Genomic DNA, 15,229 nt, shown 5'->3' on the forward strand with positions numbered 1-15,229 from the left:
TTAGTCGTTGACTGTCTGTGCTTGATGCTCATCTTGGTGTGCAGCATGTGCCACCTTAGTGTCTGTCGACACTGTCTTCGGCGTTGCTGCATCGGCATAAGCATGGCCTACCGGTGCAACCGAACCAGGCTTCAATGTGCTGCTTTGTAGCGTCATACGTGCTTCGCTTGGCATGGCTTTCGGCACTTCAGAAGCAGCCACCAATGCCACCGCTTGCGGTTGTGTCGCAGGCGCACTGGCATGACCTAAAGCTTTGCTTATAGCGGGTGTTACCGCTCGCTGTGGCTCAGGTGCAGGCTCAGCTGAAGGCTCAGCCGATTCTTGCTCAACAACTGCTGCAGATGCAGGTTCAGCTGACGGCTTATCTTCTGGCTCTGATGGCGCTTGCGGTTCGCTCTCAGGCTGTTTCGCTTCGCTAGATGCGGATGCTTCAGCGACTTCAGTCTCAGGCTGCTGCGCAGGTTCTCCAGATTCTACCTCAGCAACGCTTTGCTCAGGCTGTCCCTCGGCTGCTGGCTCATCAGTATCAATGATTTGCTCAGCGGCAGGAGCGGTCTCTTCTTGCACGGCCGCAACCGGAGCTGCTTCAGCTTCTATAGCCGGGGCCTGCTCAGCGGTCTCTTGCGTACCGTTAGTTGGCGCTGTCTCTGCTGCTGCGTTGTCAGTGGCTGCAGTCGTTTTTGTATCGTCGTTCACTTGCTTTGGCGTGTCATCGCTTGGTTGTTGCGACTGCTCAGCCATGGCTTGATCTGCGACGGGTACAAATGCCGGTGAATCACTGTCACCTTCTTGCTTATCACGACGGCGGCGTTGACCCGCAGCGCGTAAGTGACGTGGTGAGCGGCGAGTCCGGGTACGACCCTCTTTTTCACCTTCACCTTGCTCATTGCTCTGCGCTTGCTCGTCAATGGTGTGCGGTGCTTCGTCAAGCGATGCTTTCTTTGCAGCCACATCATTGTGCTTGTTCGCAGTCTCTTGCTGCTTTTGCTCTTTACCTTGCGTTGGCTTATCCGCCTTCTCAAGTGCCTTTTCTGGCTGAGCCACAGCTGCTTGCTGCTCAGGGTTTTCAATAGCAGCTACTGGCTTCTCTTCGCTAGCAGTGTTGTTCTGAGTGTTTTCTACACGTACTTTCTTACGCAGGTTGCGGCGTTGGCGACGCTGCTTTGGCTTCGCTTGCTGTTGCTCGTCGCTTTGCGCGTCCTTGGCAGTATTCGCAACATCTTTATTTTCTTGCTCGTTGGTGGTGGTGTTGTCGTTGCGGTTATCGCGACGACGGTTTTGACCGCCACGACGACGCTTATTGCGATTACCACCGCGTTCGCTACCGCGCTCGTTTCGATTATTGCTTTCTTCAGCCTTATCTTTATCTTGCTCAGCAACCTCGGCGTTTTGCGTGCGCGGACCTTTTGGCTTATTGCGCGATTGGTTATTACGACGACGCTGGTTGTTGCGGCGACGATCACCACCGCCACGACGCTCGTTATTGCTCTGTTGTTTACGTTGCTTATCTTGCTCTGGCTGCTCTTGCTCATCACTAAACAAGCTCTTCAACCATTGCCCGATACGGCTTAGTAAACCTGGCTCTTCTGTGGCTTTGGGTTGCGCTTTAGGGGCGCTCACAGGCGCCGGGTCCTTCGGCATAACCACACCCTTGAGCACTGGCTCTTCGCGCTTCGGTGCGACAGGTGCGCGTGAGTACTCGACTGCTTCCGCCTCAGGCTCAGCAATCTGCTCGTAGCTAGCCGCTTCTAAGGTTTCATCTTTACGTAAACGCACTACTTCATAGTGAGGTGTTTCCATGTGTTGGTTTGGAATGATCACTACATCACAGTTATGACGTTTTTCGATTCGTTGTACGCTGCGGCGTTTTTCATTTAACAGGTAAGCACCAACGGCAACAGGGACCTGGGCATTCACTTGCGAGGTGTTGTCTTTGATTGCTTCTTCTTCAATCAAGCGCAAAATTGAAAGCGCAATGGATTCGTTTGAGCGGATTGTGCCTTGGCCACTACAGCGTGGGCAGGTGCCTTGGCTCGCTTCACCAAGAGAAGGGCGCAAACGTTGACGCGACATTTCCAACAGGCCAAAACGAGAAATCTTACCGATTTGCACGCGGGCACGGTCTTGGCGTGCAGCATCTTTTAAGCGGTTTTCTACTTCACGTTGGTGACGTGGAGGAGTCATATCGATAAAGTCGATTACGATCAGGCCACCAAGATCACGCAGGCGCAGTTGGCGGGCGATTTCATCGGCTGCTTCTAAGTTGGTGTTCAAGGCCGTTTCTTCGATATCACTGCCTTTGGTTGCCTTTGACGAGTTGATATCAATAGACGTCAGGGCTTCAGTTGGGTCAATAACGATTGAACCACCTGATGGTAAGCGTACTTCACGCTGGAACGCTGACTCAATTTGGCTTTCGATTTGGTAATGAGTGAACAAAGGCACATCGTTCTGATACAACTTTACACGGCTCATGAAGTCAGGGCGGAAGCGCTCAATATGCGCTTTGGCTTCTTCGAATACCTTTGGCTTATCAATTAAGATTTCACCAATATCACGGCGTAAGTAATCACGAATAGCGCGGAAAATCACGTTGCTTTCTTGGTGAATCAAGAAAGGGGCTTTATCGCTATCGGCTGCTTCTTTGATTGCTTGCCAGTGAACCAGCAGGGCCTTAAGGTCATAGTCAAGCTCTTCGAATGATTTACCAACACCAGCGGTGCGGACAATCAACCCCATGCCTTTAGGCAAATCTAAGCGGCTAAGTGCGTCTTTTAATTCGGCACGCTCTTCCCCTTCAATGCGACGAGAAATACCGCCGGCGCGAGGGTTATTCGGCATCAGTACAAGGTAGCTACCAGCAACACTAATAAAGGTAGTCAGAGCCGCGCCTTTTTGACCCCGTTCTTCCTTATCAACCTGAACAATGACTTCTTGACCTTCTTTGATCACGTCTTTGATGTTTGGGCGACCGTTGAAGGTATAACCGCTAGGGAAGTAAGTACGAGCGATTTCTTTTAGAGGTAAGAAACCGTGGCGTTCGGCGCCATAATCAACAAAAGCGGCTTCAAGTGAAGGTTCGATGCGGGTAATTTTACCCTTGTAAATATTGGCTTTTTTTTGTTCGTGTCCAGGGCTTTCGATATCTAAATCATACAGGCGCTGGCCATCAACCAGTGCAACGCGCATTTCTTCTTGCTGCGTCGCATTGATTAGCATACGTTTCATATTGTTACTCTTAAATTCTGTGCATAGTGCCCGACCACTTAGGTCTTTCGGCGCTCTTATTTTTGTCTTCGGTGCAGTCTCACGACTGGGCTTTTAACGCAAAAGCTTAACGTTCTAGTTTCACCTTGTGTTGCAACTGGCGATAAAAATAGCGGCCAATAGGGCCTTATTTGCCACGCTCAATGCGTGGACTTTACGCAGTGCAGTTTATCTTCAACAAGATGACTGTGTCGTTTTTACCGATACACCTTCACGGTGGTCGATAGCATTATGTTCATTGTCTACATTAGTGGTATTTGCCCTAAGCGTGTGCTTAATCAAAGCAAAAACCCATCGTTTTATTGTTCGTTTCCGCTTGCCCTTTTGGGCGCTTGCCACTTGCGGTCGCAGCCAGCGAAGCAATCTATTACGCGCATTGCTTGCTACTGCCGTCACGTGGGTTCTGGGTGATAAAAGCTGTGGAAATACGAGCTCGAATCTGTATGATCGCTTTCCCAGAATGTGTTTCACGCAAGTTTGGCCTAAGCCAATGGCAACGTAAACAACTACCGCTTAACGGTGGTTTTACGTGCTTGGATTATCCCATTAAAACCGCTGCGTTAGCAACTAAATTATGACTCAAATCAGTGATTAGGCAATGAAAGACTCCATAGGCACTCAGGTAAGCTTTGTAACCGTCGATGAAGACTACAGCGGACAGCGCATCGACAACTTTTTGATTACCAAACTAAAAGGGGTGCCCAAAAGCGCGGTATACCGTATTTTACGCAAAGGCGAAGTGCGGGTGAACAAAAAGCGGGTGAAGCCGGTGTATAAGCTGCAAAGCGGCGATACGGTGCGCATTCCGCCGATAAAAATTGCCGAGCGTCCAGAGCAGCAGGTACCTACTAATCTTGATAAAGTGAGCAAGCTCGAAGACGCTATTTTATTCGAAGATAAGTACCTTATTGTCATCAATAAACCCGCAGGTATGGCGGTGCATGGTGGTAGTGGCTTAAGTTTTGGCTTGATTGAGGCGTTACGAGCGCTGCGACCGCAGGAGAAGAGCCTGGAATTGGTGCACCGCTTAGACCGTGACACCTCCGGGTGTTTATTGATTGCTAAAAAACGCGCGGTGTTAAAAGGCTTGCATGAGCAACTGCGAGAAAAAACCATGGAGAAAAACTATTGGGCGCTGGTTGCCGGACAATGGGATGCTAAGGTGCGTAATGTGACTGAGCCGCTCAATAAAAACACTCTGCAATCCGGTGAGCGAGTGGTGCGGGTTGACCATGAACGGGGTAAAGCGTCCCATACTCGTTTTCGCGTGCTCGAGCGTTTTGAACAGTGCTCCTTGGTACAGGCATCGCCAGTGACCGGGCGGACTCACCAAATCCGCGTGCACACCCAGTGCAAAGGCCACCCGATTGCCTGTGATGATAAATATGGCGAGCAAGTATTCGATACCGCGATGCGCGAATCGGGCCTGAACCGCTTGTTCTTGCACGCTCGCGAGCTGCGTTTTATTCATCCTAAAACGGAAACCACTTTGGCACTTGAAGCACCGTTAGACAAGGCATTAACGCATTGCTTGGAGAAGTTACGTCGTGCTTAATAGCAAAGAGCTTATTATTTTTGATTGGGACGGCACGGTGATGGACTCGGTAGGCAAAATTGTTGCCACCCTGCAAGGCGCTGCGCGTCATTTTAGCGTGCCAGAACCCACCGATGAGGCCGCTAAGAATATTATCGGGTTGAGCTTAGAAACCGCGATTGCCACGTTATTTCCCGAGCACAGTCAACTCCACACCGACCTGGTGGCGCGCTACAAACATCATTATGTGTATGAAGATAAAACGCCAACGCCACTTTTTGCTGAGGTTGAAACGACCCTTGCAGCGCTTAAGAGGCAAGGCTATCGGCTGGCGGTGGCAACGGGTAAAAGCCGCAAGGGTTTAGACCGCTTACTCGCTGAGTCTCAGTTGACTGATTACTTTGAGTATACGCGCACCAGTTGTGAAGCTCATTCAAAACCACACCCCGATATGCTCGAGCAAATTTTAACAATGTGTGATGTCAGTGCTGATAAAGCACTGATGATTGGGGATACGCAAATTGATATGCAACTGGCGGCCAATGCCAAGGTCGATGCCGTGGGAGTCACCTTCGGGGTGCATAATGCCGCGCAGTTGCAACAGTTTTCCCCCGTTGCAACCGTCGATCATTTCAGCGAGTTGCGTACGTTATTACAGCGCTAGCGGGTCAATTTGCCAATTCAGTAGCATGGTGTTGAGTTGCAACAGCGGCAGTCCTATTAGGCTATTAGCGTCATTACCTTGCATGCGGGCAAATAAACAAACTCCTAAGCCTTCGCTTTTAAAGCTGCCTGCGCAATTAAGCGGTTGCTCTTTAGCAATGTAATTGGCAATTTGCTGCTCGCTTAGGGTGCGAAACTGCACCGTAAAAGGTTCGACAACCACCTGGGTCTTATCCGTTTCTAAATCAAGCAATGCCAGCGAAGTTAAAAAGGTGACTTCATCGCCACTAAAGCGCGCCAGTTGTTGCTGAGCTCGAGCAACCGTATGCGGTTTTCCTAAAATGTCGCCTTGATGCACAGCGACCTGATCAGAGCCTATTACGATGCCTTTGTTATAGTGTTGGTGCGCGGCATTGGCTTTGGCGAGGGCGAGGCGACGCACTAATACTTCTGGGGCTTCATTGTGTTCAGGTGTTTCGTCAATATCTGGGGAAAAATGAGTGAATTCAGGGATAATTTTTTTTAATAATTGCTGCCGAAATGGCGAACTAGAGGCTAAGATAAAAGCTAATTTCATGGCCCGATCATCGATTTGTTAAACATCGGCCTTAGAATACGGCGCAATCGGGCGAAAAACAAAAGGAAAGTCGAATTTTATTTTGACTCTACTAGCAACTATCTATATGATGCAGCCCCTATGCAAAAGGTGAAGATTCCCGTCACCCTTGACCCGGGCAGGGCCGCAACACGCAAGTTAGAATATGACGGCGTGATTCGGCTTGAAGAACTTTCTCGATTCGAGCAAGTTGTGCTGGACTCAAGTGGTGAGATAGCGGTACATGTTCATTGCAAACATGACGAGCAAGGTTTAACGGTGCTGTCGGGGTCGATTAAGACCACGGTGACACTAACCTGTCAGCGTTGCAATGAAGAGTTTAGGTTGGATTTGGATCAACACTTTGCTTATACGCCAGTTGGCATAGGTGCAGAGTCTGGTGATCTTCCGGATTACTATGATGTCGTGGAGCTAGATGAGAACGGCGAAGTCAACCTTCGGAAATTAGTGGAAGATGAGTTGATATTGGCTATTCCTATCGTGCCTATGCATGACGAAGCATCTTGTCGATACTCTGAAGAAGCGAAAAGCTTTGGAGAGATCGAGGCAGAAGATGAAAAACCAAATCCATTTGAAATTTTGAAACAACTTAAGAAAGATTCTTAGGAGAAGGCTAATGGCGGTACAAAAAAGCAAAAAGTCTCGTGCAAGACGTGGTATGCGTCGTTCACACGATGCGATCAGTGGTCCAGCTCTAACAGTTGATAAAGTGACTGGTGAAACTCACCGTCGTCACCACGTCACTGCAGACGGCTACTACAAAGGCGTTAAAGTAGTTTCTAAGTAAGAGATTGCTTTATGCAACGCAGTCTAACCATTGCGTTAGATATGATGGGGGGCGATTACGGCCCCCGTTCATCTATCCCCGCCGCAGTTGAAGCGGTTCATCTACATCCAACACTTACCCTGATCCTCTGCGGTAATGAGCAGTTATTACAAGAGCAACTTTCTCAGCTCGATGCACTGCAACATCCACGATTAAAAATTCAGCACTGCACGCAAATTGTCACCAATGCTGACGAGCCAGCTTCTGCGCTGCGTAACAAAAAAGACGCATCGATGCGTATTGCCCTAGATTTAGTTAAGCAAGGTAAAGCGCAGGCTTGTGTTAGTTCTGGGAATACCGGCGCATTATTTGCTATGGCCCATTATGTGCTGAAAATGCTGCCTGGTATTAAACGCCCAGCGCTGATCTCATCGGTGCCCACTGAGACCAAAAAACCGGTTTATTTACTTGATTTAGGCGCTAACGTTCACTGTGATGCCCATACTTTGTATCAATTTGGCATTATGGGATCGGTGGTTGCTCGCGAGTCACAAGATATCGAGCACCCCCGTGTGAGCTTGCTTAATATCGGTTCGGAAGATATTAAAGGTCATGAAGGCATTAAAGAAGCGGCGCAGATGATGCAAAAGAACCCCGCGCTTAATTACACTGGTTACAGCGAGGGCAGTGATATTTTTAGCGGCAAGTCAGATGTGATCGTGTGTGAGGGTTTCGTTGGTAATGTGGCGCTCAAAACCTGTGAAGGCATTGCTAAATTGATTATGCACAAGATGACGCGTGCATTAAAAAAGCATTTGCTTTATCGCGGTTTGGCGCTGATTCTTATGCCTGTCATAAAAAAAATATATAAAAAGGTGAACCCCGACCAGTATAACGGTGCATCTTTGGTAGGATTGCGCGGTATAGTGGTTAAAAGTCACGGAAATGCCTCAGCGAGTGCATTTCTTGCGGCAATTAATGAGGCTGTAAGGGAAGTGCAACGACAGTTGCCAGAGAAGATACAAACGGCCTTTGCAGAGCATGAACCCATGCAAGACGCGAGTTAAGCGCTGCGCCAACCTCCCTCCTCATTAACTGCCTGCCAATATTCGCGAACATCGCTAAAACAAACGAAAAGAGCAGCATATGTCTGAAAAAATCGCAATTTTATTTCCAGGTCAAGGCTCCCAGAGCGTTGGTATGTTAACCGAGCTATTGGCTGAGTCGAGCACTGTGCAAGAGACCTTCCGTGAAGCGTCTGATGCCCTTGGCTATGATTTGGCTGACTTGGTACTTAATGGTCCACAAGACAAGCTAAACGAAACCCATCGTACGCAACCAGCTCTACTGTGTGCATCAGTGGCTATTTTCCGCCATTGGCAACAGCAAACAGATCAAGGGCACGAGTTGGTGCTTGCTGGGCACAGTCTAGGCGAGTATTCAGCGCTGGTGTGTGCTGGGGTATTAAGCCTGGCCGATGGCGTGAAACTTGTAGAAAAGCGCGGCCAATATATGCAGCAGGCGGTTCCTGCTGGCGTCGGCTCAATGGCTGCGATTATTGGTTTAGATGATGATGCAATTGCCAAAGCGTGTGCCCAGAGCGCACAAGATCAAGTGGTTGCGCCGGTGAATTATAACTCACCAGGCCAAGTGGTGATTGCCGGTAACAAAGAAGCGGTAGAGCGCGCCAGTGAAGCCTGTAAAGAGGCCGGAGCGAAACGTGCATTGCCACTTGCTGTGAGTGTGCCATCGCATTGTGAGTTGATGAAGCCAGCGGCAGAGCAATTAAAGGCTGACTTAGATGCGTTGGCATTGCAAGCACCCAAATACAGTGTCATTAACAATGTTGATGTCAGTGCCGAGCAAGACATTGAAGCAATCAAAGATGCCTTGGTCCGCCAACTGTATTCGCCTGTACGTTGGACTGAAACCATGCAAGCTATTGCAAAGCAGGGTGTGACACAAGCGTATGAATTTGGCCCAGGTAAAGTACTTACAGGGCTGGTGAAACGAATTGATAAATCAGTTGCATGCAGTGCAGTGAATGACATCGCCAGCATTGATGCAGCGAAATAAAAGAGAACAATGATGGCAAATTTATTTTCCTTAGAAGGCAAAGTTGTATTAGTAACGGGCGCCAGCCGAGGTATCGGTAAAGCGGTCGCTGAGCTACTAGTAGAGCAGGGCGCCACGGTTGCCGGCACCGCGACCAGCGACAACGGTGCAGAGAAAATTTCTGCATACTTAGGTGAAAACGGTAAAGGCTACAAGCTAAATGTCACGGACAGTGATTCTATTGCTGACACGTTAGCGGCCATTAAAGCTGATTTCGGCGATCTTGATGTGCTTGTTAATAATGCCGGTATCACCCGCGATAACCTCTTAATGCGCATGAAAGACGATGAGTGGCAGGACATTATCGACACCAACTTGTCGGCTATTTATCGTTTATCGAAAGCGGTGTTGCGGCCAATGATGAAGAAGAAGTCAGGGCGTATTATTAACATCGGCTCGGTTGTTGGCACCATGGGTAATGCTGGGCAAGCAAACTATGCCGCTGCCAAAGCGGGTGTTATCGGTTTTTCAAAATCCTTGGCCCGTGAAGTGGCTTCGCGCGGTATTACTGTAAACGTTGTGGCTCCAGGTTTTATTCAAACAGATATGACTGATGAGCTGACTGATGAGCAAAAAGCGGCTACGCTTGCCAATGTACCGGCAGGACGTTTGGGACACCCGTCTGAGATTGCCGCTGCGGTTTGTTATTTAGCCTCTGATGCGGGCGCATACGTTTCTGGTGAAACTTTGCATGTAAATGGCGCAATGTACATGGTGTAAAGGCTAAAACAGCCGTAAAAAGGTCGCAAAAACTCGGCTCAAAACGTTGAAGTTTTTGTGATCTTGCTTTAAACATACTTGAAATCGCTGTGAAAATGGGCGATAAAAGGGCAACTTTTGAATCTTAGAGGTTTGACCAGCCAAAAAACTCTGGGCAAATCCTTGAATCAGACAAATATGCTGCGTAAACTACGCCGCAATCTGAAAAATAACGCAATAGCGTTTAAATAAAGGAAAGAAGAATGAGCGACATCCAAGAACGCGTAAAGAAAATCATCGTTGAGCAGCTAGGTGTTAAAGAAGAAGAAGTAAAGCTTGAAGCGTCTTTCGTTGACGATCTAGGTGCGGACTCTCTTGATACTGTTGAGCTAGTAATGGCGCTAGAAGAAGAATTCGATACTGAGATCCCAGACGAAGAAGCTGAGAAGATCACTACAGTTCAAGCAGCTATCGATTACGTTACAGCTCACGCTGAGTAATCAACGCATTTCTATTTAAGGGCAGCATTCAGCTGCCCTTAGTCTATCTGAGACTCCCATCACATATTCCCTTTTGGAGGACACCGTGGCTAAACGTCGAGTCGTAGTGACTGGCTTAGGTATGCTAACGCCGCTGGGTAACGATGTAGCGTCTACCTGGCAAGGCTTATTGAATGGACAAAGCGGCATTGGCCCTATCACCCATTTTGATACAACAGATTTTGGCACCAAGTTCGCCGGTTTAATTAAAGATTTTGATGCCACTGATTACATGGCAAAAAAAGATACCAAGAAAATGGATTTATTTATCCAATATGGTATCGCTGCAGGCCTTCAGGCGTTGGACGATTCTGGCTTAGAAATCACCGAACAAAATGCTGATCGCGTTGGTGTAGCTGTAGGTTCTGGTATTGGTGGCTTGTCTCTGATTGAAGAAAACCACGAAAAGCTGCTAAATGTAGGCCCGCGTAAACTGTCGCCTTTTTATGTGCCATCGACCATTATTAATATGATCTCTGGCCATCTTTCAATTATGAAAGGTCTGCGTGGACCGAATATCTCTATTGTTACTGCCTGTACGACCGGTTTGCACAATATTGGTCATGCAGCGCGTATGATTGCCTATGGCGATGCCGATGCCATGCTTGCCGGTGGTGCTGAAAAAGCATCTACGCCAATGGGTATGGGCGGCTTTAGCGCCGCACGAGCGCTCTCCACTCGCAACGACGACCCGCAAGCGGCGTCACGTCCGTGGGATAAAGACCGCGATGGTTTTGTACTCTCTGATGGTGCAGGTGTGATTGTGCTCGAAGAGTATGAGCATGCTAAAGCGCGAGGCGCTAATATTTATGCTGAGCTCGTCGGTTTTGGTATGAGCGGCGACGCTTTCCATATGACTTCGCCGCCAGCGAATGGTGCTGGCGCCGGTTTATCAATGGCCAATGCTATAAAAGATGCAGCCGTGAACCCAGAACAAGTGGGTTATATCAATGCCCACGGAACGTCGACTCCAGCAGGTGATAAGGCAGAGACCCAAGCCGTGAAAAACGTCTTTGGTGATGCCGCCAATAAAGTCATGGTCGGCTCTTCGAAATCGATGATGGGCCACCTTCTAGGTGCGGCGGGTTCTGTTGAATCAATCATCACTATCCTATCGCTGCGCGACCAGCAGGTGTCACCGACCATTAATTTGGATAACCCGGACGAGGGCTGTGATCTTGATTACATTGCCCATACTGCGCGAGATGCAAAACTTGATTATGCACTGTGTAACTCGTTTGGCTTTGGTGGTACTAACGGTTCATTGTTATTCAAAAAAGTATAAAGTGAATCCCTAGTTACGGCGTAGACCGCACTAGGGCGATACTGGTACTATAAGCTCGGTTATGACCGAGCTTTTTTATATGGATAAAACAATAATAAATGGCCAAGTGGCCACTTCTTTAAGTATCAATGATCGTGGGTTGAATTATGGTGATGGTTTTTTTAGCACCGCTAAAGTCAGCCAGCGTGAGGTTGAACTGTGGCCTTTGCATATTGCTCGGTTGCAACAGTGTGCAACTCGCTTAGGTTTCCCTGAATTAGACATAGCTGCGCTCGAAGTAGACGTAGATGCTTTAATAGCAATGGCTCCAAGCGATGACCATGTTCTTAAAATAGTGTACACACGCGGCAGTGGCGGGCGTGGTTATGCTCCTCCAACAGATGCCCACATCCAGCGTATTGTGCGATTAATGCCGTACCCCACTCAGTATCAAACATTGGCAGAGACCGGCTTGAGCTTGTCGATTGCGCAGACCCGTTTAGCACAGCAGCCGCTGTTAGCAGGGTTGAAAACGCTTAATCGTTTGGAGCAAGTATTGGTGAAGCAAGAAGCCGCAAAGGCACCCAGTGATGATATGCTAGTACTTGATACAACCGATAATGTTATTGAGACTTCCAGCGCTAATTTGTTGCTGTATCAACAAGGCCAGTGGCTTACCCCAAAACTTGACCAAGCGGGAGTAAAAGGGGTGTATTTAACGCATTTAAGTCAACATTTAGCTGTGCGCGAGCAACGTGTAAACTTGGCCACACTCTTCAGTGTGGATGCCTTGTATTGTTGTAACAGTTTGATGGGAGTGATCCCTATAAAGCGCTTGGCACATCACGACTACAATGTAGATATTAGTAAAAGCGTGCTCACCAAAGCACTGAATAATAAGGGATTGGGTTAATGTTACGGGTGGTCATATCGGTGTTGTTGTTAGCCATTGTTGCGACGGCAACGGGTTACTATCAAATTAAACAAGCTATGGTGGCACCACTGCATTTACCTGAATCTCAGTTGGTGGAGGTACACAGTGGCACCGGGTTCAATCAACTGTGCCGCCAGTGGCAGCAAAAGCAATGGCTTGATAGCTGCTGGCGATTCCAAGTATTAGCCAAGCTTGACCCCACGTTAACTGATCTTAAAGCCGGACTTTATCAGCTCAATCCGGGCACTGCACTTGCCGCATTTAGACAAATTAGCCAAGGCAAAGAGCACCAGTTTAGCTTCACCATTATTGAAGGCGACAACCTGCGCCAGGTGCTAAGTCGACTTCAGCGCGCTCCCTATATAGAAAAGCCGTTGCATTGGGGCGACGAATTTCTTGGAAAGCCACTGGATGAGCAGTTGGAAGGGCGCTTTTTTCCCGATACGTATCATTATCATGGCGGAGACCATGCCGTGCAGGTGCTGACTCGCGCCTATCGTAAAATGGAAATTGAATTAGACCAAGCGTGGCAGCAACGTAGTAGCAGTTCGCCACTCAATAGTGCTGATGAGGCATTAATTTTAGCCTCAATTATAGAGAAAGAAACCGGTGTTGCTGGGGAGCGGCCGTTAATTGCATCGGTGTTTGTTAACCGTCTTAACAAAGGCATGCGCTTGCAGACTGATCCTACGGTTATCTATGGTATTGGCCCTGAATTCGATGGCAATATTACCCGCGCCCATCTACGTGAAAAAACGCCATATAATACCTATCGTATTGATGGCTTGCCGCCTACCCCCATTGCCATGCCGTCAAAAGCAGCCTTAGTGGCTGCGGTGCAACCGCAACAATCAGACTATTATTATTTTGTCGCCAAGGGCGATGGCAGTCATCAGTTTTCTAAACGGCTTGAAGATCATAACCGAGCCGTACGTCAGTATCAGTTAAAGAGTCGAAATGACAGCTAAGTTTATTGTAATTGAAGGCCTTGAGGGGTCGGGAAAGTCGACGGCAATGAAAATTTGCGCCGACACGTTGGCACGCGCCAACATTGACTATATTACTACCCGCGAGCCCGGTGGCACGCCCGTGGCTGAGCAGCTGCGCACTATTGTTAAACATGCAGAGAAAGAATCCATTAGTACGCAAACCGAGTTACTATTGATGTACGCTGCACGCTCGCAGCTATTGGAAAATGTGATTCGCCCGGCGCTTGCCAGTGGCCAATGGGTGCTTGGCGATCGTCACGATTTATCATCACAGGCTTATCAAGGTGGCGGTCGACAAATTTCTTGTGAAGTAATGAACTTCCTTAGCCAGTATGTACTGGCCGGTACTCGCCCTGATCTTACTGTGTATTTAGACATCGAACCTGCTTTAGGTTTGGCTCGTGCTCGAGGCCGAGGTGAGTTAGATCGCATCGAGCGTGAAGACTTAAGTTTTTTTGAGCGCACACGCGCGCGCTATCTTGAACTTGCTGAACAGGATGAACGTATTGTTGTTATTGATGCCTCTCAAGCAATTGAAAAAGTGCATCAGGATATTGAGCAAACGCTCTGTGAGTTTATAGCGAGACGATAATGTACCCATGGTTAAGTGCTATTGGGCAACAGTATGCCCGCCAGTTTGCGCAAGGGCGTTTGCACCACGCACATTTACTCTACGGTCCACAGGGCGTTGGTAAAAGGGCACTTGCTGAGTATTTAAGTGAGGCGCTGTTATGCCACCATAATGAGGGCATGCACCCCTGTGGACAATGCAAAAGCTGTCAGCTCAACCAAGCAGGCACACACCCAGATAGCTTAGTGTTGAGCGATGAGGGGGCCTCTATCGGGGTCGACAGTGTGCGCGCCATTAGTGATTTCGTGCATCACAGTGCGCAGCAAGGCGGGGCTAAGTGTATCATTGTCCCTGAGGCTCAACGCATGACGGTGGCGGCCAGTAATGCTTTGTTAAAAACCTTGGAAGAGCCTAACGCGCACTGTTACCTGTGGCTATTAAGTTCAGACAGTGCCACGTTGCCGGCAACGATTCTAAGCCGCTGTGCTAAGCAACACGTATATGTTGATGATGAGCATGCAGTGCAGCAGTGGCTAACTCACCATGCGGCGATGGCAATGGCAAGCGCCTTTGCAAAGCACTTTATCTCGCAACCTTTGTTACTAAAGCACTGGCAAGATAATGATGAGCTAGAGCAAATTCAAACCTTGTATCAGGCAGTTAGCCAGCTACAAAATGGCACAGATGGGCACAAGTTAGTTGATATTTTGACGCAAAACTCACAATATATTGCTATCTTTAGGCTGTTTGTCAGCCAATTTTTATTGCAACAGTCTCAAAAAGGGGCCAGTTTTGCGTCGCTGCAACGTTGTGAACAGCAATTGCAACGCTTTAGTGAAACGTTAACACAGACCTCAGGACTAAATATTACTTTGGCGGTGTCGCAGTTGCTGCGCACCCTAAGACGAGAATTCCAATAATAAAGGAGCCAATGTGCAAGAGCTACTTGTAGAATTAGACGATTTGGATGAGTTGTATCGTTGTTATATGCCTTATATAAAAAGTGGCGGCTTGTTCGTGCGTACCAACATGAATTACGAAATGGGCCAATCGCTGGCGCTACGCGTTACCTTGCCAGACTCGCTCGAAGACGATGTGGTCACCGGGAAAGTCGTATGGGTGACGCCGATTGGCGCGCAGAGCTCTAACCCCCCGGGTATCGGCATCGGTTTTATCGACGACAAAACGCATGTGCGCGACAAGATCGAAAAAATGCTCGGCACTATGTTAAACTCCGGCAATCCAACGTACACCATGTAAGGCCCAAGGCCT

Annotated in this window: 16 protein-coding genes; 14 read left to right on the forward strand and 2 right to left on the reverse strand. The window is 48.5% G+C overall.

Going from position 1 to position 15,229, the window contains the following annotated elements:
• Positions 1–3,228: a ribonuclease E gene (gene rne / locus MHM89_RS01010; protein ID WP_239407859.1), complete on the reverse strand. Its 3,228-nt coding sequence runs from the start codon at positions 3,226–3,228 to the stop codon at positions 1–3.
• 637 nt (positions 3,229–3,865) lie between these two features.
• Between rne and rluC the strand changes: the two genes are divergently transcribed.
• Positions 3,866–4,822 carry a 23S rRNA pseudouridine(955/2504/2580) synthase RluC gene (gene rluC / locus MHM89_RS01015; protein WP_045978430.1) on the forward strand — a complete coding sequence of 319 codons (957 nt, stop codon included), beginning with the start codon at positions 3,866–3,868 and terminating at the stop codon, positions 4,820–4,822.
• Positions 4,815–5,465 (forward strand): HAD-IA family hydrolase, encoded by a 651-nt coding sequence (locus MHM89_RS01020; protein ID WP_343224209.1) that lies wholly within the window; start codon positions 4,815–4,817, stop codon positions 5,463–5,465. Before rluC ends, MHM89_RS01020 begins: the two co-directional genes overlap by 8 nt.
• Here the strand turns inward: MHM89_RS01020 and MHM89_RS01025 are convergent.
• Entirely contained in the window at positions 5,454–6,041 is a 588-nt protein-coding gene (locus MHM89_RS01025) for a Maf family protein (protein WP_045978429.1), read from the reverse strand. The two genes, MHM89_RS01020 and MHM89_RS01025, sit on opposite strands and share 12 nt — an antisense overlap.
• 120 nt (positions 6,042–6,161) lie before the next feature.
• On the opposite strand from MHM89_RS01025, the gene yceD reads away from it, so the two are divergent.
• From yceD to MHM89_RS01085, 12 genes are all read left to right on the forward strand, one after another.
• Complete coding sequence (gene yceD / locus MHM89_RS01030) at positions 6,162–6,686, forward strand: 23S rRNA accumulation protein YceD (protein WP_022945961.1); 525 nt, start codon at positions 6,162–6,164, stop codon at positions 6,684–6,686.
• A gap of 10 nt (positions 6,687–6,696) precedes the next feature.
• Positions 6,697–6,867, forward strand: a complete 171-nt coding sequence (gene rpmF, locus MHM89_RS01035; protein WP_045978428.1) for a 50S ribosomal protein L32 — start codon at positions 6,697–6,699, stop codon at positions 6,865–6,867.
• Between the two features lie 11 nt (positions 6,868–6,878).
• Positions 6,879–7,913, forward strand: a complete 1,035-nt coding sequence (plsX, locus tag MHM89_RS01040) for a phosphate acyltransferase PlsX (RefSeq protein ID WP_022945959.1) — start codon at positions 6,879–6,881, stop codon at positions 7,911–7,913.
• 79 nt (positions 7,914–7,992) lie between these two features.
• Positions 7,993–8,922: an ACP S-malonyltransferase gene (gene fabD, locus MHM89_RS01045; RefSeq protein WP_022945958.1), complete on the forward strand. Its 930-nt coding sequence runs from the start codon at positions 7,993–7,995 to the stop codon at positions 8,920–8,922.
• 12 nt (positions 8,923–8,934) lie between these two features.
• Positions 8,935–9,681, forward strand: coding sequence for a 3-oxoacyl-ACP reductase FabG (gene fabG, locus MHM89_RS01050; protein WP_022945957.1), 747 nt, complete (start codon positions 8,935–8,937; stop codon positions 9,679–9,681).
• A gap of 242 nt (positions 9,682–9,923) precedes the next feature.
• On the forward strand, positions 9,924–10,160 hold the full coding sequence (gene acpP, locus MHM89_RS01055) for an acyl carrier protein (protein ID WP_022945956.1): 237 nt from the start codon (positions 9,924–9,926) through the stop codon (positions 10,158–10,160).
• Positions 10,161–10,245: 85 nt separating this feature from the next.
• On the forward strand, positions 10,246–11,484 hold the full coding sequence (gene fabF / locus MHM89_RS01060; RefSeq protein WP_239407860.1) for a beta-ketoacyl-ACP synthase II: 1,239 nt from the start codon (positions 10,246–10,248) through the stop codon (positions 11,482–11,484).
• 79 nt (positions 11,485–11,563) lie between these two features.
• On the forward strand, positions 11,564–12,376 hold the full coding sequence (pabC, locus tag MHM89_RS01065; protein WP_239407861.1) for an aminodeoxychorismate lyase: 813 nt from the start codon (positions 11,564–11,566) through the stop codon (positions 12,374–12,376).
• On the forward strand, positions 12,376–13,365 hold the full coding sequence (gene mltG, locus MHM89_RS01070; protein ID WP_239407862.1) for an endolytic transglycosylase MltG: 990 nt from the start codon (positions 12,376–12,378) through the stop codon (positions 13,363–13,365). Before pabC ends, mltG begins: the two co-directional genes overlap by 1 nt.
• Complete coding sequence (gene tmk, locus MHM89_RS01075) at positions 13,355–13,978, forward strand: dTMP kinase (RefSeq protein ID WP_022945952.1); 624 nt, start codon at positions 13,355–13,357, stop codon at positions 13,976–13,978. Before mltG ends, tmk begins: the two co-directional genes overlap by 11 nt.
• Positions 13,978–14,877 carry a DNA polymerase III subunit delta' gene (gene holB / locus MHM89_RS01080; RefSeq protein WP_022945951.1) on the forward strand — a complete coding sequence of 300 codons (900 nt, stop codon included), beginning with the start codon at positions 13,978–13,980 and terminating at the stop codon, positions 14,875–14,877. The genes tmk and holB overlap by 1 nt, the downstream gene beginning before the upstream one ends.
• A 13-nt stretch (positions 14,878–14,890) precedes the next feature.
• Positions 14,891–15,217 carry a PilZ domain-containing protein gene (locus MHM89_RS01085; RefSeq protein ID WP_022945950.1) on the forward strand — a complete coding sequence of 109 codons (327 nt, stop codon included), beginning with the start codon at positions 14,891–14,893 and terminating at the stop codon, positions 15,215–15,217.
• Positions 15,218–15,229 lie beyond the last annotated feature (12 nt).

It is taken from the genome of Pseudoalteromonas sp. CNC9-20, assembly GCF_022347875.1.
Taxonomy (GTDB): domain Bacteria; phylum Pseudomonadota; class Gammaproteobacteria; order Enterobacterales; family Alteromonadaceae; genus Pseudoalteromonas; species Pseudoalteromonas ruthenica.